Origin of the sequence: Halomonas sp. PAMB 3232, from assembly GCF_031954225.1 — a bacterium.
Lineage (GTDB): Bacteria > Pseudomonadota > Gammaproteobacteria > Pseudomonadales > Halomonadaceae > Vreelandella.
In genome coordinates this window covers 3,123,651-3,148,396 of the sequence record NZ_CP134865.1, presented here as the reverse complement: position 1 = coordinate 3,148,396, position 24,746 = coordinate 3,123,651, and the positions used below count along the sequence as shown (strand labels likewise).

Here is a 24,746-nt window from a genome sequence, read left to right as displayed (position 1 = left end):
CGATGGTGGTAGATCGCCCGCGCCATGGAAGTTGGTTAACGCCGCGTTTTTGATTATTAAATAGTGGGTGGTCGCGAGTTGATCCGACCTGTTGAAAAGTGAGCCGATGTCGCCAACCTCAGAATCGTTGAAAGATCGCTTGATGTACGTGGGCGAGCGGTCACTGGGCTCGCTTTGCAGAGAGCCGCTGTGAGCGGGGCGCTCGAGCGCCACGTTGGCGCGCTGGTAGCCCACTCGTATCGCCTGGAGCGGCGCCGCTGGCGCCAGCTGGTATGGCTCGAAGGCGAGCCCGCCGCGTGCCGACGGGCGGCGCTGGCGCTTTGGCACGCCCGCGCCTGGCGAGCGCCGCTCTGGGTCGCGGACCCTAAGGAGGCGCCAGTCGAAGCACTTTCGAACAAAAAGGCGCATCGCCGGCTGGGGGGCGAGCATCAGCTGGTTATCCTTGACGTAAGCGGAAGCCAAGGGCTGGACCCGGACATTCTGGGCGTGCTGGCGGGGACGCTGAGCGCCGGCGGGCTCTGCGTGCTGATCACGCCCACCAAATGGGGCCGCGCGCCGGACCCGGACTACGTCCGCCTGAGCGACTATCCCCACGCCTGGGCGTCGCTCACCGCGCGTTATCTCGCGCGTCTGGCCGGGATATTAAAAACCTCCCGCGACATCGTGCGCTGGCAGCCCGGCGCCGGACTCACGCTTGCCCGGCTCGGCGCGAGCGGTGCGCCCGGTCTTGTCTGCCCGGACACGGCGTGTCGCACCGGTGACCAGGCGCAGGTGGTCGACCAGCTCGTTCGTTTGAAGCGCCGCCGGCCGCTGGTGATCACCGCCGACCGCGGACGGGGCAAAAGCGCGGCGCTCGGCATCGCCTGCGCGCGGCTTTTGCACAGCGGCGTGAGCGAGATCGTCGTCACCGCGCCGTCGCGCGAGGCGATCCAGAGCCTGACGGAGCGGCTGGAGGCGCTCTGCCCGCAGGGCGCGTGGCAAACGCCGGATCACTTTGCGCTGCCAAGCGGCCAGGCACTTCGCTACCTGGCGCCCGCCGCGCTCGACGCGCAGGTGCAGGCGGGCGGTGAAGGCGGCGACGGCGCGTATCTTCTGGTCGACGAGGCGGCGGCGCTTCCCGCTGCGCTGCTCGCGCGCTGGCTCGACGCCTTTCCCCGCGTGGCGTTTGCCACCACCGTGCACGGCTACGAAGGCTCCGGGCGCGGCTTTGCGCTTCGCTTTCGCGACGTGCTCGACCGGCGCACGCCGCTCTGGCGCGCCGCCAAATTGCAAACGCCGGTGCGCTGGGCCGCGTTCGATCCGCTGGAGACGATCGTCAAGCGGCTGCTGCTGCTCGACGCGCCGCTGCCCGCCGCCGAGCCCGCGGCCGCGCTGGTTGCGCGCGCGCTTTCGCCGGCGGCGCTGGCCGCCGCGCCGGCGCTGCTGGAGAAGCTCTTCGGGCTTTTGGTGCAGTCGCACTACCGCACCGCGCCGTCCGATCTTCGCCAGCTGATGGACGGCCCCGGCGTCGGGTTTCGCGTGATCGGCGAAGAGGCGCCCCAGGCCGTGCTGGTCACGTTCGAGGAGGGCGGCTTCGACGCGACGCTTGCCGATGACGTGGCCCGAGGCGAGCGTCGCCCGCGCGGGCATCTGCTGGCCCAGTCGCTGGCCGCCCACACCGGCAGCCGCGCCGCGCTCGAAGCTCGCTGGCGCCGCGTGGCGCGGGTGGCCACCCACCCGGAGCGTCGCCGCGAGGGGCTCGGGTGCGCGCTGATCGAGGCGGATATGCGCGACGCCCGGGCGCAGGGCGTTGCGCTTTACGGCGCTACCTTCGGCGCTGAAGCCTCGCTTCTGCGCTTCTGGCGGGCGCTTGGATTTTTGCCGGTGCGCCTGGGCGTCACTCAGGAAACGTCTACCGGCGAGTACGCGGTGATGGTCGCCCGCGCGCTGAACGCTCAGGGCGAGGCGGTGCTGGCGTCACTCAGAGCGGGCTTCGAGGCGAGTCTTTCGAGCCTTCTGGCGTTTGAGCTGACCGCGCTGCCCGCCAACGTCGTCCCGCAGCTTTTGAGCGACGCCGCGCCGGCGCTCAACGCGCGCGAGCAGCAGGACGCGCAGGACGTCGCCTACGCGCACCGCGACCCGGCGCTCGCCAGGGCCTCGCTCCAGGCGCTGGCGCGCTGGGCGAGCGCGGACATCGAGCGCGCCGGCTGCGCTGATGAGGCGCTTCGTGCGAGTCTCGAAACGCTGACCGCCTGGGCGTTTCAGAACCGCGCGCCCGCGCGCGCGCCGCGCGAGGCGAACCAGCGGCTGCGCCAGGCGGTGCGGGCGCTGTGTGAGGCCACTCTTTCGCCGGGCGAGCCGCAGCGGTAGAGTAGGGCGGTTACGGATCAAAAAGAGCTCACATGAACGCACACCTGGACGCGCTGGAACCCACGCTGGTATGGCGCCACTTTCGTACGCTGTGTAACACGCCCAGGCCCTCCGGCCGGGAAGCCGCGCTGGTCGCGACGCTCGAAACCTGGGCCGAGGCGCTTGGCCTGGCCCACGACCGCGACGACTTCGGCAACCTGCGCATCAAAAAACCGGCAAGCCCCGGGTGTGAAAGCGCCCCCGGCGTGATCCTTCAGGGCCATCTGGACATGGTCGCCCAGGCCAATGCCGATACCCCCCACGATTTCGATAACGACCCGATCCGCACCTACGTCGACAGCGGCTGGCTGCACGCCGACGGCACGACTCTGGGCGCGGACAACGGCCTCGGCGTGGCGGCGATTCTGGCCGTGCTCGAGGATGACACTCTCACCCATGGCCCGCTGGAGGCGCTCTTTACCCTGGAGGAGGAGACCTCCATGGGCGGGGCGCTGAATCTTTCCGAGAACTGGCTGGACGGGTCGCTTCTGCTCAACCTGGACAGCGAAGAGCGCGGTGAGGCCTACATTGGCTGCGCGGGCGGCGCCGACGTCATGGTCGATGCGCGCCTGCCGGGCAAGGCGCTGGCCGAGCGTGAGACGGTGATCGAACTTGCGCTGACCGGGCTCAAGGGCGGCCACTCGGGGATCGATATCCACAAGCCGCTGGGCAACGCCAACCGCCTTCTGGTGCGGGCGCTGCGGGCCCTCGATATGCTCGACGCCCGCCTGATCGACTACAAGGGCGGCACGCTGCGAAACGCCATCCCTCGCGAGGCCTTTGCGACGCTGGCGCTGCCCATCGATGAGCTCGACACCGCGTTCGACAAGATCGCAAGGCTCGAAGAGGTGCTGAAAGCGGAGCTTGGCAGCGGTGACCCGAACGTGTCGCTCAAGGCGCGCCGTGTCGAGGCCGTGGTCGAGGCGGAGCCCTTGACTCACGATGCCAGCACCATGCTGATCTCGGCGCTTTACGCCGCCCCCTGTGGCGTCGAGCGCATGAGCGCCGACGTCGAGGGCGTGGTCGAAACCTCGAACAACCTGGGCGTTTTGAACCTCGAGCAGGGCCGGCTGCACCTGTGCGCTTTGGTGCGCTCGCTGCACGACAGCGCCGCCGAGGCGCTGGCCGACCGGTTCAGCGCGCTGTTCGGTTTGATGGGCGCGCGGGTCAAGGTGGAAAACGGCTACCCGGGCTGGGCGCCGAATCCGCAAAGCGCTTTGCTTGCGATCTTCAAGGCGCGCCATCAGGCGGTGCTGGGTTCTGAGCCCGCGGTGAAGGTGATCCACGCCGGGCTCGAGTGCGGCATTCTCGGCGCCAAGTATCCCGACCTTGACATGATCTCCTTCGGCCCGCTGATTCGTGGCGCCCACTCGCCGGACGAGCGGGTCGAGCTTGCCTCCGTGACGGAGTTCTGGACGATGCTGCGCGCGCTGATCGAGGCGCTGGCAGAAAAACGCTAGACGCGTACGATGTAAAAGTACGAAGCAAAACGGCGCCCCAGGGCGCCGTTTTTCGTTCCAGCCGCCGAAAAAGCGGCGACGTGTGTACTTGTCGAGCGGTGTTATTTGCTCAGATAGGCGTTGAGCATCCACACGGTCTTTTCCTGCTCACGGATGTAGTCGCCGGCCTGAGAGGCGGTGCCTTCGTCGTCGGCGTCGGAGGCCAGCGCCAGCACTTCGCGCTGCAGCGCGATCAGCGTCTGGTAGCCGTCGAGCACGCCTTTTACGCAGGTCTGGCCGTCGAACACGTCCTTGTCTTCCTGAATGCGCGAGAGCTTGGCGTAGTCGCTATAGGCATGCACCGGCTTGTGGCCCAGGGTCAGGATGCGCTCGGCGACCTCGTCGACCTTGGTCAAAAGGTCGGTGTAGAACTCCTCGAACTTCTCGTGCAGCTGGAAGAAGTCGTTGCCTTTCACGTTCCAGTGATAGCCGCGCACGTTCATGTAAAAGATCTGGTAGTTGGCCAGCAGGTGGTTCAGCTTCTCGGCGAGCTGGCTGGCGCTGTCTTCGTGTAGACCAATGCTGTTGAACTCGGACATCACTACGTCTCCATGTAAGCCGTTAAACGGGTGTCGATTCGTTCAAAAAGGTTAGCGCACGCTCGATACGCGATAAAACGAGTTTTGCGTATCGCCTTCATAGCGTAGCGGTATCGCGCGCCTATGCCTTGGATGTGCAGGCGAACGCGCGGGTTTTCAACCGCCGCTTGCGGTAGGGCGGTTTTGGAAGAGCCGCACCACGCCTTCACAGCGCGCGCTCAACAGCTCGGCGGTGCGCGGTAGCGCCTCCTCGAGGCTCATCGGGCCGTCGGCCAGGGCGAAGGCGGCGGTGACGCCTTCATCAAAACACGCCTGCCAGCCGTCGCCCAGACTTCCCGCCAGCACCACCACCGGTTTGCCCAAGCGCTTCGCCGCCCGCGCCACGCCGATCGGCGTTTTGCCAGCCAGACTCTGGCCGTCCAGGCGGCCTTCGCCGGTGATGACCAGGTCTGCCTGCTCGATCAGCGCGGGCAGATTCGCCTGGCGCATGATGATCTCGATGCCGGGCTTGAGCGTCGCGCCGAGAAAACTCGCCGCGGCAAAGCCCATGCCACCGGCCGCCCCGGCGCCGGCGAGCTCGCGAAGATCGTCACCCAGTGCCTGGGCACTGACGTCGGCAAAGCGCGCAAGGGCTGCGTCGAGCGCGGCGACATCGTCCGGGGTGGCGCCTTTTTGCGGGCCGAACACGGCGCTGGCGCCGCGCTCACCCAATAGCGGGTTGTCCACGTCCACCGCCGCTTCCACGGTAAGCCCCGCCAGGCGCGGGTCGAGCCCGGAAAGATCCAGCGTTTCGAGCTCGAAAAGCGCCGCCCCACCCGGGGCCAGCGCGTTGTCTTCGCGGTCTTTAAGCGTGGCGCCGAGGGCCTGGAGCATGCCGGCGCCGGCGTCGTTGGTGGCGCTACCGCCGAGCAGCAGCAGCGCCTTCTCGGCGCCGGCGTCGAGTGCGGCCCGAAACAGCTCGCCGACGCCGAAGGTGCTGGTGTGCAGGGCGCTGCGCTCGGCACGCGACAGGTGCTGCAGGCCGCTCGCTTCTGCCAGCTCGATAAATGCGGTACGCTCGCGGGCAAGCCAGCCCCAGCGTGCCAGCCGGGCCCGGCCGAGGGCGTCCTGAACCGTGCACTCGCGCCGCTCGGCGCCGGTGGCGCTGATCAGCGCCTCGAGACTTCCCTCGCCGCCGTCGGCCAGCGGGCAGGGGTGCACGGCCGCCGTCGGACACGCCCGCTTGACGCCTTCGGCCATGGCGTGAGCGGCGGCGTCGGCGCCGAGGGCATCCTTGAAGCTATCCGGGCAAAGCACGACGTTCATTAACGCGATCTCCATAAAACCTTATAGTGAATTTATTGTCTGGAAATGATTACTTGGAAATGGGGTTTGGAACCATCGCTCTGGCAGTGAGCTTAGCGCGGCGCGGCGGTGCGCACCAGGCTTGGCGGGCCTTTGATAAAAACCGGCGCGAACGCCGAGGGAGCACCCATGAAGCCACGACAGATTAAGTCACGACCAATGATGCTGGTGTTGCTGCTGGCGCTGGCGGGCTGTCAGACGACGCCGGACCGGCTGCCCCGCGCCGAGCCTGCCCCGGCGCCTTCATGCTACTTTCCAACCCAGGGCGTGGCGGGTGAGGAGGTTTTGCGCCAGAGCGTGGCGCTGCTCGAGCAGTGGGAGTTCGAGCTCGACAACACCGATACCGCGCTTGGCTTGATCAGTGCGAGCAGGGAGCGCGAGCTGATCGGCTATTACGACCCCTATGACGGCGACTACGGCTCCGGCGTGCGCGTGTTTGGCGGCCTGGGCCTGGGCCTTGGCCATCGCTCATCGATAGGGCTGGGGCTTGGCTTTGGCGGCGGCATTGGCCAGCGCCCGGTGGAGAGCGAGCGGGTGAGCGTACTGGTGCATAACGATCACGTGCGCGTCTCCCGCGATATCCGCCGCTTCGATCACCTGCGCGACCTGCGCGAGTCGCGCAGTGCCAGCGACGACGATTTCTGCCGGCGCTTTCAGTCGGCGCTGCCCGCCTTCGACACCGGGAGCCGCTTATGAGGCGTTCATCCAGCATCAAGGCTGCGGCGCTGGTGCTCGCTACCGCGCTACTCGCCGGCTGCGCCACCCCCCAGCCGGCAAACCCGCGCGAGCTTCGCTTCAACGCCACGCCAGAGCGCACCTTTCGCGAGGCGGTGGATTTGATGGTGGCTCAGGGCTACGTGATTCGCCACGCGGACCTGGCGCTTGGCCGCGCCGAGGCCTCGCTTGCCCGCTGGCCGGAGTATCGCCTGCTGCTGCGCGTCGAGCCTTCTGGTGCGCCCCGAGGCGCTGCCGGGCAGGGCACTTCGGATCAGACCGCATCGAGCCAGGCCGCATCGAGTCAGGTGAGCGTCTCGGCGCTGCGCGGCGCCACGCCGCTGGCGCCGTACCTGCTCGACCCCTGGCTCGTCGAGCTGCAGCAGCGGCTGGGAGAGGCACCTTGAACCGTTCTGCGTTAACACGCGCCTTGCTTGCGGCCGGCTCACTTTTGTTGGCCAGCGGCGCGCAGGCCCACCCCCACGGCTGGATCGATCTCAGTGTGACGGTCGTGACCGATGAGCAGGGCCGCGTCACCGCCTTCGACCAGATCTGGCGGATGGACCCGTTCTACAGCCTGATCGTGTTCGACGAGCTGCGAAACGTGGCGGACGCCACCTTCGAGGAGGGACTCGACCAGCTCGGCCAGGACATTCGCGACAACCTCTCGGCGCAGCACTACTTCACACGAGCCTGGCTCGACGGCGAGCCGCTGGCGCTGGGCGAGGTGAGCGAGTACACCACCTATGAACGTGATAGCCGCCTGGTGTACATGTTCTCGCTGCCGCTGGCCGAACCCGTGGCCCTCGACGGTGCGCGGCTCGAGTACCAGATCTATGACCCGACCTACTACATCGAAGTGGTCCACGAGGAGCAGGATGGCGCCCCAGCCGAAAGCGCGCTGACGCTTGCTGGCGATGAGACGTCCTGCGCGCTCGGCGTCACCCAGGCCAACCCGGACCCGGAGCTTGTGCTGCAGGCCGCGCTGCTGGACAAGGGCGATCAGGGTGAGCCGGAGCTCGGTCGCTACTTTGCCGAAACCGGCCATATCGACTGCAGTGAATCCTGATCATGCTCCCTACCGCCCGAAACACGTTTACCAATAAGCATCGAACTTCCAACGCGTCGCCCTCGAGCGCGCGCTTTAAAACCGGGCTCACGCTTGCGTTGGTGATCGGCCTGATTGGGCTTGCCATCTGGGCGGCCACGCTCTGGTTCCAGGGTGCGAGCCTGCAGATTCTCGCCTGGCAGCGCGAGCTTCATCGGGCGCTGACGCTCTCGATCACCGAGCTTGCGCGCACGCCGTCGAACTCGGCGTGGCTAACGCTTTTGGGCGTAAGCTTTGGCTACGGCGTATTCCACGCCGCGGGCCCGGGTCACGGCAAGGCGGTGCTGGCGACCTATCTCGCCTCCCACGGCGGCGCGACCCGCCGTGCGCTGGGGCTCTCGTTTGCCGCTTCGCTCCTGCAAGGGGTGACCGCTATCGTCATGGTTGGCGTGCTGGTGTTCGGGCTGGGCTTTTTGACCCGCCAGGCGATGGGGCAGGTGGTGTGGGTCGAGCAGGGCAGTTTTTTGCTGGTCGCGCTGTTGGGCGTCTGGCTCTGCGTGCGCGCGGCGCGAAAGCTGCGCCATGCCTATCGCTCCAGGGCGCCGGCGGTGTTGACGCCGGTGTCGCAAGGCCCGGGGCTGCTCTCGGCGCCCAGCCACGGCCATTTCCATCCGCATCATCACCACGAGCACGGCGACCATCATGAACACGGCGCCCACTGCTGCGGCGGCGCGCACCATGTCGAACCGGACCAGGCGCTTGATTGGCGCACCGCGCTGATGACCGTTGGCGCGATTGGCCTGCGCCCCTGTTCCGGGGCGGTGCTGTTACTCGGGGCGGCGGGGCTTTTAGGCCAGTTTTGGGTTGGCGTCAGCGCAGTGGTCGCGATGTCGCTGGGCACCGGTATTACGGTATCGGCGCTGGCGCTGGCCAGCGTGTTCGCTCGGGGCTGGGCGACCCGGCGGCTGGCGCGTCAATCGCAAAGCCGCGCGGTCGAAAAGATCGCTGCCTGGGCGGCGCTGGCCGGAGGTGTTGTGATCGTGGCGTTGGGCGTGTCGCTGTCGGTCGCGGGCTTCGATCAGCCGGCGAGCTCGCCACTGTTCAGCGAGCCGCCGGCGCGCTCGAGCAGCGCCCCCTTTGGCCCCGGCGCCTGATTCGCTAAACGTCGAGCTTATCCATGTGGGCCAGAATCCGCTCGCGGCGCTCGCGTTGAAGCGTCGGGCTATAGGGCACCGCCTCGCCCTTGCCCCATACCGGCGCCGGCCAGGCGTCATCGCGCGTAAAGCGCACCACCAGATGCACATGAAGCTGGCTGACGACGTTGCCCAGTGCTGCCACGTTGAGCTTGTCGCCTTGAAAGGCCAGCTGAAGCGCCTGGCCAAGCGCGGTGGTCTCCCGGTGAAGCTGCATTTGGTCGTCGTTTGAAAGCTCGAATATCTCGCGCACGCCTGGCCGGCGCGGCACCAGAATCACCCAGGGGAAGCGCGCGTCGTTCATCAACAGCGCACGGCAAAGCGGCAGGTCGGCAAGCGACAGGGTATCGGCGGCCAGGCGGCTATCCAGCTCGAAAGTGCTCATGGGGTGGGCTCCGGGATAAAACGTTGACAGTTCAAGGGCGCTGTCATAAAAATCGATGCACGTGGCGGCGTTAAACGGGCAGAATCGTTAAAACGCTGTTACGCTGACTATACGCCTGCGTGATAGTGACACGCGAAGGCTTTCCGACCCCGTGAATGTTAAGGAGAACATGATGAAAAAACTACTCGCCGTAAGCTTCATTATGCTGATCAGCGCTTCAGCGTTGGCCGGTTGCAACACCATTTCCGGCGCAGGCAAGGACGTGCAGGCGGGCGGCCAGGCCGTGCAGGACGCCGCCGAGTAAGCTCGGTCGGGTGCTCCAGGAAGCAGGCGGGAGGTTTTTCCGCCTGCTTCTTTCGTTTGGGGCCGTCGCTTTTACACGTTGGCGGCTTTTTCATCGCGCATTCACAAGGAAACGTGACATGCCCAATCTTGATCGCTTTCTTAGAACCTGCCTCACGACCACCGGCGCGCTGACCCTCGGTGTGCTCCTGAGCGCCTGTGCGGCTCAGACCGGCGTCGCCCAGGCGCCGAGCAGCCCGGACGTCAGTGCCCCGCCGCCGCCCCGGGTCGCCGACACCGCGCCGCGCGCTACCTCGCAGGGCGCCTGCAATATCGCTTCGCTCGAGGCCGTTGGCGAGCCGCTGACCGAGGCGCGCTCGCGCGAGCTCATGAGCCAGAGCGGCGCGCGCGATGTGCGCGTGTTGCCACCCAATAGCGTGGCGACCATGGACTACCGCGAAGACCGGCTCAACATCGAGCTCGACGAGGCCGGGCGCATCACCGCGCTGCGCTGCGGCTAACGCAGAATCAGCACCACGCAGGCGGCGGTCAAAAGCCCCATCGTCACGTTGAACGCCCGCCAGGCCGCCGCGGTCTTGATGAAGCGCCCGATCGCCACGCCAAACACCGCCCACACCAGCAAACACGGCAGGGCGGTGAGTTCGGCCATCCCCACCAGCAGCACCGCGTTGAGCAGCATCGGGCCGTTTTCCGGCAGAAACCCGGCGATCAGCGCAAGCCCCAGCACCCAGGCCTTGGGATTGGCGAGCTGGAAAAGCGCCGCTTGGCCGAAGGTCAGCGGCTTGCCCCTGGCGCGAGTATCGCTCAGGTTCGGCGGTGGCGCCGTGGCGATCCTGTAGGCGAGATAGAGCAGATAAGCGCTGCCCGCCCAGCGCAGGCTCCATTGCAACACCGGGAAACGCTCGAACAGCGTGCCAAGGCCCAGCGCAATGGCGAGATAAAGACAGAAGCAGCCGCCGACGATGCCGCCCATGTGGGGCAGCGTTCGGCGCACGCCGAAGTTCGCCCCGGAGGCGGTCAGCATCAGGTTGTTCGGCCCCGGCGTCAGCGTCATCGACATCATGAAAAGCGCCACCGGCCCCAGTAGTAACAGCCACTCACTGCCCATGACGTGACCTATTCATAGCGGTCTCTCCAGCGCTGCCGGCGCACCTGCTCCTTGAGCATTTCCAGAATGTCGTAGAGCACCTGCTCGGTGACGTGAGCGCTGGTGTCGTCCACGGTCAGCCAGCTGTCGAAGCCGCTGTCCGCGGTGCGCTCGATCATTTGGCGAAACTCCGGTGAGTGGATACCCAGCGCCAACTCGTCCACCAGCCGCTGGGCGACGCCGCTCAGGGAGGCCTGCATGGCGCTGGAAGCGGTTTCGCCCATGGGCAGGCGATTGAGCCGCTGGATCTCCGGGGTCTCAAGCAGCGTGCGCGTGATCAAAGCGTCGATGGAGGTCATGATCTCCTGGCGATTTTGCTGGTACGCCTTGCCCACGGTGGACTCCAGCCGCTGGGAGATCTCCTTGATCAGCTCGCTCTTGCGCGGCATGATCACCCGGTCGACGAGGCGCTCGGTCAGCGAGTCGGCGGCCAGAATCTGCTGCTGCACGTTGCCCATCAAACGTAGCGCGATACGATCAGAGAGCTCCTCGAGCAGGATGTCGTAATACTTCATGACAAAGCGAAAGCTCGACCAGTTGCGCACGTCGATCAGCCCTAACCGGTGGAGCCGGTGGACCAGCGACAGCACTCTGAGCGCGCGCAGCCAGCGAAAGCCCGCCAGCGGAATGCAGCCCAGTACGTCGTACCAGTGGATGAACGGGTAGAAGAACCAGCGGTGATAGCGGCGCTCGATGATCGCTGCCGTCCACCCCAGCAGCACGTCGATGACGAAAATCGTGACGAACACCAGGTCGATGGCGAAAAATCGGCTGTGAATTTTGGCGTCGTAGAAGCCGTGAAAGCCTGGCGAGGCGCGCTGTACCAGCTGCTCGAACCAGCCGAGCAGAAACAGCGAATCGAACAGCAACAGCGCCAGGTTCGCGATCACCGCGGCCAGAATGAAAAAGTCCCAGCCGATGTGCGCGTACTCCACGGCGCGGGGTAGTTTGGGGTGGCGCTCTCTGGCCAGCATGGTGACTCCTTTCGGTGTGGGCGAAGCGGCGGCGGGCTAGTCGTCTCTGAGGTGCTGCTGGGCGCGCTTCTCTTCCTGCTCGGCCTGCTTTCGATGCTTCTTGCGTAGCGCCGCTTTTTCAAAGCGCAGCTTCTGAAGCGGCGTATTCAGTGACAGCGGCGCCACCTGGGCGGGCTGGCCCTCCCGGTCGACCGCGACCATGGTCAGATAGCAGCTGTTGGTATGGCGAATCAGCTTTTCGCGGATGTCTTCGGCCACCACCTTGATGCCGATCTCCATCGAGGAGCGGCCCACGTGGTTGACGCTGGCCAGAAACGTTACCAGCTCGCCGACCATGATCGGCTGTTTGAACAGTACCTGGTCCACGGAAAGGGTGACCACGTAGTGGCCGGAGTAGCGGCTGGCGCAGGCGTAGGCCACCTCGTCGAGCTTTTTGAGAATCGCGCCGCCGTGCACCTTGCCACTGAAGTTGGCCATGTCCGGCGTCATCAATACCGTCATGGAGAGTTCGCGCTGGCCCGGCAGGGCGCTGTCAGCGCTAAAAGTGTCCGTCATAAGCTGCTCTTGAAAGCCTGAAAGGGCGCCCGCCCTGCGCGGGCCGCCCGTGAAGTGAAACCGCCGGCGCTCAAAACCACACAAGCCCCACGGAAATGATCACGCCGGTTAAAAATAGCTGAACCAGGCAAAAGCCCATAATGTCCTTGGCCTTGAGCCCCGCGATGGCGAGCACCGGCAGCGCCCAGAACGGCTGGAGCAGGTTCGTCCAGGCATCGCCCCAGGCGACCGCCATGGCGATACGCGCTACGTCCGCGCCCAGCGCCTCGGCGGCAGGCAGCATGACCGGCGCCTGCACCGCCCACTGACCGCCTCCGGACGGCACGAAGATGTTGACGATGCCGGCGCTGATGAACGACCAGAACGGCAGCGACGTGGCGCTGGCAAACGAGACCAGCCACTGCGACATGCTCTCGGCCAGCCCCGACTGCACCATGATCGCCATGATGCCGGCGTAGAAGGGGAACTGAATCACGATGCCCGCGCCGCCCTTGATCGCCTCGTTCAGGCTGTTCAACAGGTTGCGCGGCGTGCGGTGCAGCACGATCGCGGCAAACAGAAACAGAAAGTTGACCACGTTCAGGTTGAGCCCGCCGCCGCGCAGGAAAAAGTGGTCGAGCAAAAACAAAAGCCCTGGCACGCCCACCAGCAGCGCCAGGCCCATGCTGTTTTCGAGCTTCTCTGCCGGGCGGGTGGCACGCTCGACCGTCTCTGGTTCGTCATCGAGAAGCGCGCGATCCACGTAGACGCTCTCCTCGTCCGGCGGCAGCATCAAACGGTTGATCAGCGGGATGGCCACGAACAGGCAGACGACGATGGCGAGGTTGAAGAATGCAAAGATCGTCGAGCCGGTGCCGATCACGCCGATCTGATCGGCGGAGAAGTGGCCGTCGGTGGCGATGGTCAGCGGAATCGAGCCCGCCAACCCCCCGTGCCAGACCACGAACCCGGAGTAGGCGCTCGCCACCAGCAGGCGGTAATCGACGCGCACCAGTCGCGCCAGCTCCTTGGCGAACAGCGCCCCGACGACGAGACCAAAGCCCCAGTTGATCCAGCTCGCGGCCAGCGACACCAGAGTGACGAGAATGATCGCGCCACCGGCGCTTTTGGCGGTGCCCGCAAGCCTTGCCAGCAGGCGCTTGACCGGCGGCGAGCTTGCCAGCATGAAGCCGGTGACCAGTACCAGCAGCATCTGCATGGAGAAGGTCAAAAGCCCCCAGAAGCCGTCGCCCCACATGCGCAGCACTGCAAGCGGCGTTTGGCGCTCCACGGCGATGGCCGCCACGGAGGCAATCAGCGTCAGCAGCAGGACGAAAATATAGGGGTCGGGGAGATAGCGCTCGACCAGCTTGACCGCAGGCCTGGCAATAAACCTTAGCATAAGAGGCTCGCTTTATTCGTTATTGGGAGTGCCCGCTCAATATACGAGCCTGGGGTGCCTTTTTCATCCCCGCCGATGGGTTAACCGCGGATGGGTAACCGCCAGCGATCAATACTCCGCCTGGGCGGCGCACCAGCGGCTTCGCCGGTAGCGGGCGTAGTAGCCGGCGAGCACCGCGGAGCGGGTGAGCATGAACAGCGTAAAGGCGAGCCACAGCCCGTGATTGCCAAACCCCTGGAAGAGCCACCAGGCGGGCAGATAAACGCAAAGTCCGGCGAAAATGCTGTTGCGCATTTCGCGCACCGCGGTGGTGCCGATGAATACGCCGTCGAGCAGATAGCTCCACACCGCGATCAGGGGCATGGCGACCATCCAGGGCAGGTACTCGGCGGCGGTCGTGCGCACCTCTAAAAGACCGGTCAACAGCGCGATCAGGGCGTTACCGAACAGCGCGAAACCAAGCGCGGTAGCCAGCGCCGTGTAAAACGAAAAGCGCGCGGCGGCCTTGACCGTGGCCGCAAAGCCCGCCCAGTCGCGTCGGCCAAACGTCCGGCCGGTCAGCGATTCGGCCGCGTGGGCAAAGCCGTCCAGCGCGTAGCTGGTCAGCATGATGAACTGCAAAAGCACCGCATTGGCGGCAAGCATCGTATCGCCCTGGCGCGCGCCCTGGGCGGTGAAAAACGCGGTGGCGAACAAAAGCCCCAGGGTGCGCACGAACAGGTGCGCGTTGACGCTGAAAAGCGCCCGGTAGGCGCGAAGCCGCCAGAGCCTTGAGCGCTCGAAGACGCCGTCCAGAAGCCGCAGCTGGCGAACCACCAGCCACGCGCCGAAGGCCAGCGCGCTGTAGTCGGCAATGACGCTTGCCAGCGCCACGCCGTTGCTGGTCATGCCAAGACCCACCACGAAGACGAGATCGAGCGCGATATTGACGGCGTTGGTCAAAAGCAGCAGGTAGAGCGTAACGCGAGCGTTTTGCTGGCCCAGAAACCAGCCCAGAATCGTATAGTTGGCCAGCACCGCCGGCGCAGACCAAAGCCGAATCTCGGCGTACTCGCGGGCAAGCGCCTGAGCCTCTTTGCTTCCATCGAGCAGCCACAGCCCAAGGTCGATCAGCGGCGAGCTCGCAAGCACCAGCGCCGCGCCGATCGAAACCGCCAGTAAAAGCGACTGCCCCAAAAGATGTTTGATGTCATTGGGTGCCTCGCGGCCCATGGCCTGGGCGACCAGGCCGGTGGTGCCCATGCGCAGAAAGCCAAAGCCCCAGTAAAGAAAACCGAACAGCGTTGCGCCCAGAGTGACCGCGGCCAGATAGCGCGAATCCGGCAGGTGGCCGACCACGGCAGTGTCCACCAGCCCCAGAAGCGGGACGGTGACGTTGGAGAGAATGATGGGCCAGGCGAGCGCCCAGATGCGCACGGGCGGGTCAGGCGGCAGTGATGAGGTGATACTTTTTCAACAGCTGCTCTTTGGTTTCCGGGCGGTTCGGGTCGAGCGGGATGCAGTCCACCGGGCAGACCTGTTGGCACTGAGGCTCGTCGAAGTGGCCTACGCACTCGGTGCAAAGACCCGGGTCGATCACGTAGATTTCTTCACCCGGCGAGATCGCATCGTTAGGGCATTCCGGCTCGCAGACGTCGCAGTTGATGCATTCGTCGGTAATCATCAGGGACATGGCTATTACCTCGTGAATGACGGATTCGCCCGCCGCAGCGGTGCCGCGTGGGTGATGGGGCTCAAGGGGCGTTGAAGCGCTCGGCCAACGCCTCGGCGACCTTGGGGGGCACCAGCGCGGACACATCGCCGCCAAGGCGCGCGATTTCGCGAACGATCGTCGACGAAATATAGGAGTTCTCGACCGCCGGCGTCAAAAACACGCTCTCGAGCGTCGGATTCTGCGCCCGGTTCATGTTAGCAAGCTGCAGCTCGTACTCAAAGTCGGAGGCGGCGCGAATGCCGCGCAGCATGATGCGCGCATCGAGATCCGCCATCAGGGTGGTCAAAAGCGACGAGAACCCGACCGCCGACACGTTGGGAAGCGCATGGCACGTCGATTCCACCAGCGCGATGCGCTGATCCAGCGATAGCGCCGGCTTCTTGTTAGGGCTTTCGGCCACGGCGATCACCACGCGATCGAACATCTTCGCGGCGCGCGCGATCAGATCGAAATGACCGTTGGTGATCGGGTCGAACGTGCCGGGGTAGACCGCCACTCGGGGTTGCTCGGCGCTCATGATGCGCTCTCCTCGTCGTCGAGCCGACCAAAGGGGTTATCCACCGTCAACGACACCGGCTGGGCGTAGCCTGGAATATGGATGCGGTCCATGTCGATGCCAAGCTCCGGGCCTTCGAGCACGGCTTCGCCGAACTGGTAGCGCGGCGCGTAGTGGCCGCGGTCGGCCTGGGCCAGGTACGCTTTCGAGCGGGCGCGGACGTCTTCGCGGCGCGCTCGCCACGCCTGCATGGCCTGGTCGCCGTGGCGCTTTTCGAGCAGCCGCTCGGTGACGCTGGGCGAGAGCACCACGCCGGTGGCGTTGTTGCCGCCAAAGCCCTTGGCGTTGATGAAGCTGGCGTCTGCCTTAAAGGCGAGCGGCGTCTGGAAAAAGCGCAGCCGCTCGGCGTGGACGTCGCTTGCCACCGCGTCCAGCGTGGGAATACCGGGCAGCAGGTCGTGCTGGAAGCTGCCCAGGGCACTGGTCAGCTGATCACCCGCCGCCGAGCCCTGGGAGTGGCCGATGAACGCCTTGATCGCCACCACCGGCCAGGCATCGATGCCGTTGGCGCGGGCGATTTCGTGCAGCACGTGGGACTCGGTGGTGCGGTTTTTCGGCGTGCTGGTGCCGTGGGCATGCACGAACGTGCGCTGCTTGAGCGCCGTGTCGCCGAGCATGTCGCGCACCAGCGCCGCCGCCTTGCCAAGCGTAATGTAGTTGCCGATGCCGGGGGCGGAGATCGAGCGTTTGAAGCCGTCGGCGTTGACGAACACATCCGGCACCGCGCCGAGGATATCCGCGCCAGTCTCGAGCGCCAGCGTATCGTCCATCAGCATCACGAACTGGCTCGCCTCGGCCATGGTGAAGCCGCAGTTCTGGGCGAAAGGCCGGCAGGCGCGCTGGTAATCCGCGTCGGTCAGAAGCTCGAGGGCGTCAAGCGCCTTGAGACTGGCGTCGTCGGCCAGCGCCCCCATGGCGCGAAAGCCTTCGATGATCTCCGGGGTGATCGGCGCATCCGCGGTGCCCACCATCACCACTCGGGCGCGGCCTTCGCGAATGTCCTGAAGCCCCAGGCGCAGATTGTATAAAAAGCTTGCGCAGGCGCCGAGTGCGGCTCCGGTGCTGCCGACGCTTCCCAGCACGTAGGCGTTGAGAAAGTCCGCTGGCATCTGCGCGTAGCCCAGCGGCATCTGCTTGGAGGTGGCGCGGTTGCCGCTCACCAGGCTTTTCATCAGCCCGCCCCAGCCGGCCTCGTCGAGCTGGCCAATGGAGTTGCCGGCGTAAACGGCGATCTTGTCCGGGTCCAGGCGCTCGCGCAGCCGCTCCCACTCAAGGCCGCTGGCGCCCAGGCAGTCGCTGGCGGCGAAAATGGCCATCGACAGCCCCCGTGGGTGGTGCACGCTGCGATAAAGGCTTGCCGGGTCGAAACCGGTAGGCAACTGCGCGGCGGCCACGACCTTGGGCGTCTGGGCATCCGGCAGCAGCGCATTGAACACCCCGGCGGGCACGCTGACCTTCACGTGGCGGGCGTCCTCGGTGTCGCTCACTTCCCAGTTGGCCGGCAGCTGCTCCGGCAGCTGGCGCCGGCGCAGCGTGAAGTGCAGCGGGGTGTCGAGGGCCATCTCTGCCTGGCGGCTGGCGGGCATACCGGGGGCGAGAAAGTGCGGATCTTCGTTGCGCCGGATCAGCGTGTGGTTCAAGACGCGCTCGAAAATCGCCTCGGCGGGCGCCTCGATCGGTTCGCCCTGGTCATTTTGCCAGCCCTGCTCGGTATGGATCGCCAAGCGCATTAGCGCCGCCAGGCTCTCCAGCGTATGGCGCTTTTGATCAGTAGGTAGCGCATCAAGCACGGTGCGGCGAAAGGCCTGATGGCCCGAGGTTCTGCCAGCAGGATTGATGCCGCCCATGCCGACAATTACCGGTAAGTGTGACAAGCCGGATTCCTCGTGGTGCGATAGTTGGGTAACGTACGCCTCGGCGGGGCGCTTGAAAGACCCTGGCCGAGTGTCCTGACATTCATGGACACGATCATAGCACCAGGGGTGCAATGGCGTCATGCCGCGCGCGCCGGAGACTGATAGAATCGTGGTTTTTCCCTCAGAGGGTGGCATGCAGCACGCGTCTCGAGTCGTTACTTCCAATCAGCCCGGCCCCCACCAGGATCTGGCCCGGCGCGTTCAGCGCGCGCTGGCGCATCCGCTCAAAAAGCCCGTGGCCGACCACAGCCGCCAGGCGTTCGAGCAGGCCAGCCTCTGGCGTGAACAGACGAGCGCGCCGCTGATTCTCGATGCCGGCTGCGGGGTGGGCCTTTCGACAAGGCGGCTGGCCGAGCGGTTCCCGGACCACGCGGTGATCGGGGTGGATCGAAGCGAAAGCCGGCTGGGCCGCGAACACGGCGCGCCGCCGGACAACGCGCTGCTGGTGCGCGCCGATCTCATCGATTTCTGGCGGCTGGCGCTGGCGGCAGGCTGGGCCCCCGAGCGCCACTATCTGCTGTACCCCAACCCGTACCCCAAGGCCGCGCACCTGAAGATGCGCTGGCACGGCCACCCGGTGTTTCCCGCCGTGCTGGCGCTGGGTGGGCAACTCGAGGTGCGCTCGAACTGGCAAATCTACATTGAGGAGTTCGCCCAGGCGGTGGCGCTTGCCACCCGTCAGCAGGCAGCGGTCGAGTCGCTCACGCCGGGCCCCGATTATCTGACGCCTTTCGAGGCGAAGTACGCCCAGAGCGGCCAGCCGCTTTGGCGCCTGACCTGTACGCTTCAAAGCCACACCGTGGGCGCTCAAGGGCTCTCGAATTTGTGATTCAGGCGTGACGCGAAACCTGTTTCCAACATGAACATGCATTCAAGGACGGTAAGAGTGAGTCGTTTATCAACGTTTGTTCGGCCGGCGCGGCTGGCAGGGGCGGCCCTGGCCGCGTTAGTGTTCAGCCAGCCGCTGTGGGCGGATTTCACTCGCCTTGGCCAGCTCGAAAGCAAGGGCTTTTCGATCAGCGCCGAGGCGCGGCTTTTAGGCCCGGATACCCCCCAGGTGCTGGGGCGCATCAACCCGGAGCGCCAGCTGTCGCCCGCTTCGGTCACCAAGGCCTACATGAGCGCGGCGCTTTTGAGCCGCTTCGGGCCTCAGCACCGCTTTACCACGTCGCTGGTCAGCAGCGCGCCGGTCGAAGCCGGCGTACTGCGCGGCGATCTGGTGTTCGAAGGCGGCGGCGACCCGGGACTGACCACCGAGGATCTGTGGCGGCTGGTGCAGCGCCTTCAACTGGCCGGGGTCGAGCAGGTCGACGGGGCGCTGGTGGTCAGCCAGTGGCGCTTTGGCCCGGTCGAGTGCGTCACGACCGACCGCTGCAACGCCCAGACCCGCGTGACCAACGCCTACAGCGCGCCGCTCACCTCCGCCGGCGTCAACTTCGGCGCCTGGTGCGTGAACGTGGCGCCGGCGCCTGTCGCCAATGCGCCGGCGCAAGCGTCGCTGTGCGATAGCCCTCAGCCCTTGATCACGATCGACAACCAGGTACGCACCGTGCCTGCCAACAGCGGCACCGAGCTAAGCGCCGTGCGCATTACCGATGAGCGCGGCGACGTGATGCGCGTGACCGGTCAGATTTCGACCAACGCCGCCGCTCGGGACGTGTACCGCGGCGTTGGTGACCCGGCGGAGCAGACCGCCCAAACGCTTTTGAGCATGCTGGGCCAGGCGGGTATCCGCGTGCGCGACCCCTGGCGGGTCACCTCGGCGCGGCCGAGCGGGGCGAGCCGGCTGGCGGCGGTGGACAGTAAGCCCTTGCAGGAGCTTTTGCTGCGCACCATGAACTACTCCAACAACTACATGGCCGACGTGCTGGCGCTCGATCTGGTCGAGACGCCCCAAGCCCAGCTCTACCAGGCCGGCCAGGCGCTGGAGGCCTTCGCCCATTCGATTCCCGGCCACGGCCCGGTCACGCTTGAAAGCGGCAGTGGCCTGACCACGGGCAATCGCACCTCGGCCCAGGGCGTCACCGCGATGCTCGAGGCGATGTTCAATCAAAGTGCGCTGTTTCCAAGCTTCGTGGCGGCGTTTCAGTCGCCGGCCAACGGCGTGATGCGCTTCATTCGCCGCGGCCCGCCGGGCTTTCAAAACAACGTGATGCTGAAAACCGGTACGCTCAACGAGCCGTTTGCGGTGCGCGCCGCCGCGGGCTACTTTCGTACGGCCCAGGGGCGCTGGGGGGTGTTTAGCGTATTGGTGAATGGCACCGGCACCACGCCTTACTTAAGCTGGTCGGAGGTGCTCGACCCGCTTGCACTCGACCTGGATGCCATGATTACGGCCCACTAATCCACCTTGATGAGAGCGACATGGCGCGATGAAGCCAAGGCATACCGGAATAACCCACCTGATTCACTCCACGCGCTACTCGTGGAAAGGGCTCAAGGCGGCCTTTAAAAACGAAGCGGCCTTTCGTCAGGAGCTGGTCATCTGCACCATCATGCTGCCGCTGGCCTGGTGGCTGGCGGACACCGCGATGGCGTGGCTGATGCTGGTGGGCAGTCTGTTCATGGTGCTGATCGTCGAGCTTTTGAACAGCGCCGTGGAGAATGTGGTGGATCGTATCGGCACCGAGCACCACGAGCTCTCCGGCCGGGCGAAGGACATCGGCTCGGCGGCGGTGATGCTCTCGCTGATCATGGCGGGCCTGACCTGGGGCGTGCTTGGGTGGGTGAAGCTGGCCGGGTAGGCGTCTACATTTTTAAACAGCACTGATTTAGAGAGCACCGACGGGGTTGGTGCCAGCCAGGAGGTGGCTATGCAGTGGAACGCAGCGGTACTCGCAGATGCGCCCGAGGCGGTCACGCCGATCGCCGAGCAGGCACTCAACGAGCTTTTCGAGGCGCTCGACAAGGCGGACAACGTCGCCTCGATGACCGATAAGCCGCTGCCCTCGGCCTTCTTCGAGACGCTCACCGACGCCCGGCGGTTTGAACTCTACCGGGTGCTGACGGTGTCGCACTTCGCCGCGCAGACGCTTGGCCGCTACCCGGGCTGGCTCGAAACACTGTCAGACAACGGCGAACTCGACGCCACGCCGGACAAGGCGCGCCAGCAGACGTGGCTTTCTGAGGCGCTGTCCGGCGTCGAGGACGAAGAGGCCATGCATCGGGTCGTGCGCCGCTTTCGCCGTGCGCGCATGCTGGGCATCATCTGGCGCGATCTTAACCGGGGCAACGGTTACGCCATGTGGGACACCGCCCAGGCGCTCTCCTGGCTTGCCGAAGTGGCGATCGAAGGAGCGCTTGGGTGGCTCGAAGCCTTCTACGCACCGCGCTGGGGCACGCCGGCGCCGTGTCGCGACGGCCGCCCCCAGCGGCTGGTGGTGCTGGGCATGGGTAAGCTCGGCGCCGGCGAGCTCAACCTCTCCTCCGATATCGACCTGATCTTCGCCTTCGCCGAGAAGGGCGAGACCAGCGGCGGGCGCAAGCCGCTGGCCCACCAGGAGTACTTCACCAAGCTCGGCCAGCGCCTGATCGCCGCGCTGGACGCGGTGACCGCTGATGGCTTCGCCTTTCGCGTCGACATGCGCCTGCGCCCGCTCGGCGACGGCGGCCCGCTGGTAGGCAGCTTTTCGATGCTGTCGAGCTACTACCAGGACCAGGGGCGCGAGTGGGAGCGCTATGCGATGCTCAAGGCGCGCCCGGTCGGCGGCGATATCGAAGGCGGCCAGGCGCTGCTTGAGAGCCTGCGCCCCTTCGTTTACCGGCGCTATCTCGACTTCGGCGCGATCGAGTCGCTTCGAGAACTCAAGTCGATGATCAACCGCGAGGTGAAGCGCAAGGGCATGGAGAGCAACATCAAGCTCGGCCCCGGCGGCATTCGCGAGGTCGAGTTCGTCGTCCAGGCATTTCAGCTGATTCGCGGCGGCCGCGACACCGAGCTGCAGGTCGCCTCGCTCAAACGCGCGCTGGCCGAGCTGCCTAAGCTGGAGCTATTGCCCGTTGAAGTCGTCGACGAGCTTCTGACTGACTACGCCTTTTTGCGCGACGTCGAGCACGCCATTCAGGCGCTCGACGATCGTCAGACGCAGATGCTGCCAGATGACGACGACGACGAGCGCGTGCGCGTGGCCTACGCTTTGCACATGAACTGGTCCGAGCTTTTAGCGGCGCTCGACGCCGCCCGCGAGCGCGTGCGCCGCCATTTCGATGCGGTGATCGCCGACCCGGAGGAGGAAACTGCCGACCCGGAAGAGGGCAGTATTGGCCTGGAGCAGTGGCGGCTTTTATGGCGCGATGAGCTGCCTGAGGACGAGGCGACGGCGCAGCTCGACGCCGCGGGTTTTGGTGATCCGGCCGCGGTATTGAAGCGCTTGAAAAGCTTCTACCACTCCCGCCAGGTACAGAGCATGCAGCGTATCGGCTTCGAGCGCCTGGACGCGCTGATGCCGCTGCTGCTTGACGCCGTGGCCGAACACGACACCCCGGATACGGCGCTGGAGCGGGTGCAGCCCTTGATCGAATCGGTGCTGCGCCGCACCGCGTACCTGGCGCTTCTGCGCGAAAATCCTCACGCGCTCGAGCATCTGATGCGCCTGTGCGCGCCGAGCCCCTGGATCGCCCAGCATCTGGCCCGCTACCCGATTCTGCTCGACGAGCTCTTGACGCCCCAGACGCTCTATACGCCGGCGGATAAAGACGCCCTGGGCGACGAGCTGCGCCAGACGCTCAACCGCCTGCCGGAGGACGACGAGGAGGCGCAACTCGAGGCGCTCAGAGTGTTCAAGCACGCCAAGACCCTGCACGTGGCCGCCTCGGACATCGCCGGCACGCGCCATTTGATGAAGGTGAGCGACTACCTGACCTACATCGCCGAGGTGATACTCGACGCCGTGCTGGCGATGGCCTGGAAGCACGTGGCGCGAAAGCACGGCGTGCCCGAAGGCGCCAGCGAGTTCGATCCGGCATTTCTGATCATCGGCTACGGCAAGCTGGGCGGCATCGAACTCGGCTACGGCTCGGATCTGGATCTGGTGTTTTTGCACGACAGCGACGGCAAGGGCACGACCAACGGGCCGCGCCCGCTCGACACGCCGGTGTTCTATACCCGCCTTGGGCAGCGCATCATCCACCTGCTCACCGCCACCACGCCCGCCGGCAGCCTGTACGAAGTGGACATGCGCCTGCGCCCATCCGGCAACGCTGGGCTTTTGGTGACCTCGCTCAAGGCCTTCGGCGAGTACCAGTGCCAGAACGCCTGGACCTGGGAGCACCAGGCGCTGGTGCGCGCCCGTGTGGTGGCGGGCAACGAGACGCTGGCTGAAAAATTTTCTGAGCTTCGCGCTGAGCTTATGACCACGCCTCGCGAGCTCGACAAATTAAAAGAGGACGTCATCGGCATGCGTCGCAAGATGCGCGATCACCTGGGCACGCCGCCGGGCAAGGGGCAGGAGACAACGTTCAATTTGAAGCAGGACGCTGGCGGCATGGTGGATATCGAGTTTCTCTGCCAGTACGGCGTGCTCGCGCTCTCCCACAAGACGCCGGCGCTTGCCACCTACCCGGACAACATGCGCATTCTGGAGACGCTCGAGGAGCACGACTACCTGGGTGAGGAGGAGGCGCTGGCGCTTCGCGAGGCGTACCTGGCCTATCGCAGCCGCACCCACCGCGCGGCGCTGACCGGCGACAAGCCCCTGGGCGATGTCGAAGCGCTGGCGCATCACCGCGACGCGGTTTCCCGCCTCTGGCAGCGTTTTCTGGGCTGATGCCATGAAAGAGCGTTATAAAAAAGCGTCAACGCGGCGGGCGCGTCGATGACCGGTCATATCCTCGCAACGCTCTTACCGGTATTTCTAATCGCCGCGGCGGGGGCGCTTTACGGGCGCCTGCGCACGACGAACATCGCTACCCTCAATACGCTCAACATGGAGCTGTTCGTACCGCTTCTGGTGTTCGCCGTGCTGGCGGACCGCCAGGCGCCGCTGGCCGACTATGCTTGGCTCGGCGGGGCGGCGGCGCTGGTAGTGCTCGGCTCTGGGGCGCTTTTGTGGCCGCTGGCGGGGCGTCTCAAGCTCGACCGCCGGGTGTTTTTGCCGTCGATGATGTTCAACAACTCCGGCAACATGGGCATACCGCTTCTGGTGTTCGCCTTTGGCGAGGCGGCGCTACCCGCGGCGGTGGTGGTGTTCATCGTCGAAATGCTGCTGCACTTCTCGGTGGGCATTTACATGGTCGACGCCCGCGCTTCCATTGCGCGGACGCTGCGTATGCCGATCGTCGCGGCGAGTATTGCGGGCCTTGTGGTCAACGGGGCGGGGATCGATCTTCCGGGCTGGCTGCTGGAAGCGATGCACATGCTGGGGGAGGTGTGTATTCCGCTGATGCTGTTTGCGCTCGGTGTGCGCCTGCTGGAGGTGGATCTTGGCGAGTGGCGCACCGGGCTTTTAGGGGCGCTGCTCTGTCCGCTTTCGGGGCTTGTGATCGCGCTGCCGCTGATGGCGGTGCTACCGCTCGATTCACTGCAGCTGGCAACGCTTCTGGTCTTTGCCGCCCTCCCACCGGCGGTGTTGAACTACCTGGTCGCCGAGCAGTACGATGCCGAGCCCCAGCGGGTTGCTTCGCTGGTGCTGATCGGCAACTTGGGGAGCCTGGTCGTCATGCCGCTGGTGCTGGGTGCGACGTTTGCCTTCGTTCGCGCCCCGATTTAAGACTTCTCCTTCACCTCGAAACTACCTTCGATGGCGTCGCTTTCGCGTTCATTACCGCCGTGAGTAAAGCCCGAGCCGCCGCCAATGTCCTGAGCGCGGTCTGCCCGCATCTGCTCCATCCGCTTTTTCATTTTATGGCGCATGAACGGCATCAGCGCCCAGCCGACCAATAGGAAGAAAAGGCCGAACACCAAACCGACCACCATGAGCGCGCCAAAAGCGAGCCAGATGAGAGTGAGCTTTAACGCGCCCAGCAAGCCGTTTGAAGGGGTATTGGCTGCGCGGGCTCGCCACTGGTGGGCCGCCTGCCAGGCCGCGTTTTGCGACTCGCGTTGGGTATTGGTCATGAAAAGCCTCCAAAAAGTATGGGCAAGCATTGGAAC

Annotated in this window: 25 protein-coding genes; 13 read left to right on the top strand and 12 right to left on the bottom strand. The window is 65.6% G+C overall.

Annotated features, from left to right (window positions below):
• Positions 1 to 189: 189 nt before the first annotated feature.
• Both RN346_RS14410 and RN346_RS14405 read left to right on the top strand, forming a co-directional pair.
• Complete coding sequence (locus RN346_RS14410; RefSeq protein WP_311961512.1) at positions 190 to 2,349, top strand: GNAT family N-acetyltransferase; 2,160 nt, start codon at positions 190 to 192, stop codon at positions 2,347 to 2,349.
• 32 nt (positions 2,350 to 2,381) lie between these two features.
• Entirely contained in the window at positions 2,382 to 3,848 is a 1,467-nt protein-coding gene (locus RN346_RS14405; RefSeq protein ID WP_311961511.1) for an aminoacyl-histidine dipeptidase, read from the top strand.
• A gap of 101 nt (positions 3,849 to 3,949) precedes the next feature.
• On the opposite strand, the gene RN346_RS14400 is transcribed toward RN346_RS14405, so the two are convergent.
• Both RN346_RS14400 and RN346_RS14395 read right to left on the bottom strand, forming a co-directional pair.
• On the bottom strand, positions 3,950 to 4,426 hold the full coding sequence (locus RN346_RS14400; protein ID WP_263586136.1) for a Dps family protein: 477 nt from the start codon (positions 4,424 to 4,426) through the stop codon (positions 3,950 to 3,952).
• Positions 4,427 to 4,582: 156 nt separating this feature from the next.
• Complete coding sequence (locus tag RN346_RS14395; RefSeq protein ID WP_311961510.1) at positions 4,583 to 5,731, bottom strand: glycerate kinase; 1,149 nt, start codon at positions 5,729 to 5,731, stop codon at positions 4,583 to 4,585.
• 168 nt (positions 5,732 to 5,899) lie between these two features.
• On the opposite strand from RN346_RS14395, the gene RN346_RS14390 reads away from it, so the two are divergent.
• From RN346_RS14390 to RN346_RS14375, 4 genes are read left to right on the top strand one after another with little or no spacing between them, the layout of a single operon-like run.
• Positions 5,900 to 6,466 (top strand): hypothetical protein, encoded by a 567-nt coding sequence (locus RN346_RS14390; protein ID WP_311961509.1) that lies wholly within the window; start codon positions 5,900 to 5,902, stop codon positions 6,464 to 6,466.
• Positions 6,463 to 6,891, top strand: coding sequence for a hypothetical protein (locus RN346_RS14385; protein WP_311961508.1), 429 nt, complete (start codon positions 6,463 to 6,465; stop codon positions 6,889 to 6,891). Before RN346_RS14390 ends, RN346_RS14385 begins: the two co-directional genes overlap by 4 nt.
• Positions 6,888 to 7,553: a DUF1007 family protein gene (locus RN346_RS14380; protein ID WP_311961507.1), complete on the top strand. Its 666-nt coding sequence runs from the start codon at positions 6,888 to 6,890 to the stop codon at positions 7,551 to 7,553. Before RN346_RS14385 ends, RN346_RS14380 begins: the two co-directional genes overlap by 4 nt.
• A 2-nt stretch (positions 7,554 to 7,555) precedes the next feature.
• Complete coding sequence (locus RN346_RS14375; RefSeq protein WP_311961506.1) at positions 7,556 to 8,686, top strand: nickel/cobalt transporter; 1,131 nt, start codon at positions 7,556 to 7,558, stop codon at positions 8,684 to 8,686.
• 4 nt (positions 8,687 to 8,690) lie between these two features.
• Here the strand turns inward: RN346_RS14375 and RN346_RS14370 are convergent, their stop codons facing one another.
• The gene (locus RN346_RS14370; RefSeq protein ID WP_311961505.1) at positions 8,691 to 9,110 is read right to left on the bottom strand and encodes an HIT domain-containing protein; all 420 of its coding nucleotides are present in this window, start codon (positions 9,108 to 9,110) and stop codon (positions 8,691 to 8,693) included.
• A gap of 172 nt (positions 9,111 to 9,282) precedes the next feature.
• On the opposite strand from RN346_RS14370, the gene RN346_RS14365 reads away from it, so the two are divergent.
• Positions 9,283 to 9,414, top strand: a complete 132-nt coding sequence (locus RN346_RS14365; RefSeq protein WP_263586143.1) for an entericidin A/B family lipoprotein — start codon at positions 9,283 to 9,285, stop codon at positions 9,412 to 9,414.
• A gap of 118 nt (positions 9,415 to 9,532) precedes the next feature.
• A complete protein-coding gene (locus RN346_RS14360; protein ID WP_311961504.1) occupies positions 9,533 to 9,913 on the top strand; it encodes an I78 family peptidase inhibitor in 381 nt (126 codons plus the stop codon).
• On the opposite strand, the gene RN346_RS14355 is transcribed toward RN346_RS14360, so the two are convergent.
• The 8 genes from RN346_RS14355 to RN346_RS14320 all read right to left on the bottom strand — a co-directional run bounded on the left by RN346_RS14355 (position 9,910) and on the right by RN346_RS14320 (position 17,587).
• The gene (locus tag RN346_RS14355) at positions 9,910 to 10,521 is read right to left on the bottom strand and encodes a LysE family translocator (RefSeq protein ID WP_311958652.1); all 612 of its coding nucleotides are present in this window, start codon (positions 10,519 to 10,521) and stop codon (positions 9,910 to 9,912) included. The two genes, RN346_RS14360 and RN346_RS14355, sit on opposite strands and share 4 nt — an antisense overlap.
• Before the next feature lie 8 nt (positions 10,522 to 10,529).
• Positions 10,530 to 11,534, bottom strand: a complete 1,005-nt coding sequence (locus tag RN346_RS14350; RefSeq protein WP_311961503.1) for an ion transporter — start codon at positions 11,532 to 11,534, stop codon at positions 10,530 to 10,532.
• A gap of 36 nt (positions 11,535 to 11,570) precedes the next feature.
• A complete protein-coding gene (locus tag RN346_RS14345; protein WP_311961502.1) occupies positions 11,571 to 12,089 on the bottom strand; it encodes an acyl-CoA thioesterase in 519 nt (172 codons plus the stop codon).
• A gap of 70 nt (positions 12,090 to 12,159) precedes the next feature.
• The gene (locus RN346_RS14340; protein ID WP_263586148.1) at positions 12,160 to 13,470 is read right to left on the bottom strand and encodes a short-chain fatty acid transporter; all 1,311 of its coding nucleotides are present in this window, start codon (positions 13,468 to 13,470) and stop codon (positions 12,160 to 12,162) included.
• A 108-nt stretch (positions 13,471 to 13,578) separates the two neighbouring features.
• Positions 13,579 to 14,886, bottom strand: a complete 1,308-nt coding sequence (locus tag RN346_RS14335; protein ID WP_311961501.1) for an MATE family efflux transporter — start codon at positions 14,884 to 14,886, stop codon at positions 13,579 to 13,581.
• Positions 14,887 to 14,893: 7 nt separating this feature from the next.
• On the bottom strand, positions 14,894 to 15,142 hold the full coding sequence (locus tag RN346_RS14330; RefSeq protein WP_252106211.1) for a YfhL family 4Fe-4S dicluster ferredoxin: 249 nt from the start codon (positions 15,140 to 15,142) through the stop codon (positions 14,894 to 14,896).
• Between the two features lie 61 nt (positions 15,143 to 15,203).
• Positions 15,204 to 15,701, bottom strand: coding sequence for a pantetheine-phosphate adenylyltransferase (coaD, locus tag RN346_RS14325; RefSeq protein WP_311958648.1), 498 nt, complete (start codon positions 15,699 to 15,701; stop codon positions 15,204 to 15,206).
• The gene (locus RN346_RS14320; RefSeq protein ID WP_311962724.1) at positions 15,698 to 17,587 is read right to left on the bottom strand and encodes a beta-ketoacyl synthase; all 1,890 of its coding nucleotides are present in this window, start codon (positions 17,585 to 17,587) and stop codon (positions 15,698 to 15,700) included. The genes coaD and RN346_RS14320 overlap by 4 nt, the downstream gene beginning before the upstream one ends.
• Before the next feature lie 202 nt (positions 17,588 to 17,789).
• Between RN346_RS14320 and RN346_RS14315 the strand changes: the two genes are divergently transcribed.
• From RN346_RS14315 to RN346_RS14295, 5 genes are all read left to right on the top strand, one after another.
• On the top strand, positions 17,790 to 18,485 hold the full coding sequence (locus RN346_RS14315; protein ID WP_311958647.1) for a methyltransferase domain-containing protein: 696 nt from the start codon (positions 17,790 to 17,792) through the stop codon (positions 18,483 to 18,485).
• Between the two features lie 57 nt (positions 18,486 to 18,542).
• Positions 18,543 to 20,000, top strand: a complete 1,458-nt coding sequence (dacB, locus tag RN346_RS14310) for a D-alanyl-D-alanine carboxypeptidase/D-alanyl-D-alanine-endopeptidase (RefSeq protein ID WP_409335770.1) — start codon at positions 18,543 to 18,545, stop codon at positions 19,998 to 20,000.
• 28 nt (positions 20,001 to 20,028) lie between these two features.
• Positions 20,029 to 20,400 carry a diacylglycerol kinase gene (locus RN346_RS14305; protein ID WP_252106214.1) on the top strand — a complete coding sequence of 124 codons (372 nt, stop codon included), beginning with the start codon at positions 20,029 to 20,031 and terminating at the stop codon, positions 20,398 to 20,400.
• Between the two features lie 69 nt (positions 20,401 to 20,469).
• Positions 20,470 to 23,421: a bifunctional [glutamate--ammonia ligase]-adenylyl-L-tyrosine phosphorylase/[glutamate--ammonia-ligase] adenylyltransferase gene (gene glnE, locus RN346_RS14300; RefSeq protein WP_311961500.1), complete on the top strand. Its 2,952-nt coding sequence runs from the start codon at positions 20,470 to 20,472 to the stop codon at positions 23,419 to 23,421.
• 48 nt (positions 23,422 to 23,469) lie between these two features.
• Positions 23,470 to 24,363 (top strand): AEC family transporter, encoded by an 894-nt coding sequence (locus RN346_RS14295; RefSeq protein ID WP_263586153.1) that lies wholly within the window; start codon positions 23,470 to 23,472, stop codon positions 24,361 to 24,363.
• Here RN346_RS14295 and RN346_RS14290 read toward each other — a convergent pair.
• Positions 24,360 to 24,710, bottom strand: coding sequence for a hypothetical protein (locus tag RN346_RS14290; protein WP_263586154.1), 351 nt, complete (start codon positions 24,708 to 24,710; stop codon positions 24,360 to 24,362). The genes RN346_RS14295 and RN346_RS14290 overlap by 4 nt on opposite strands.
• Positions 24,711 to 24,746 lie beyond the last annotated feature (36 nt).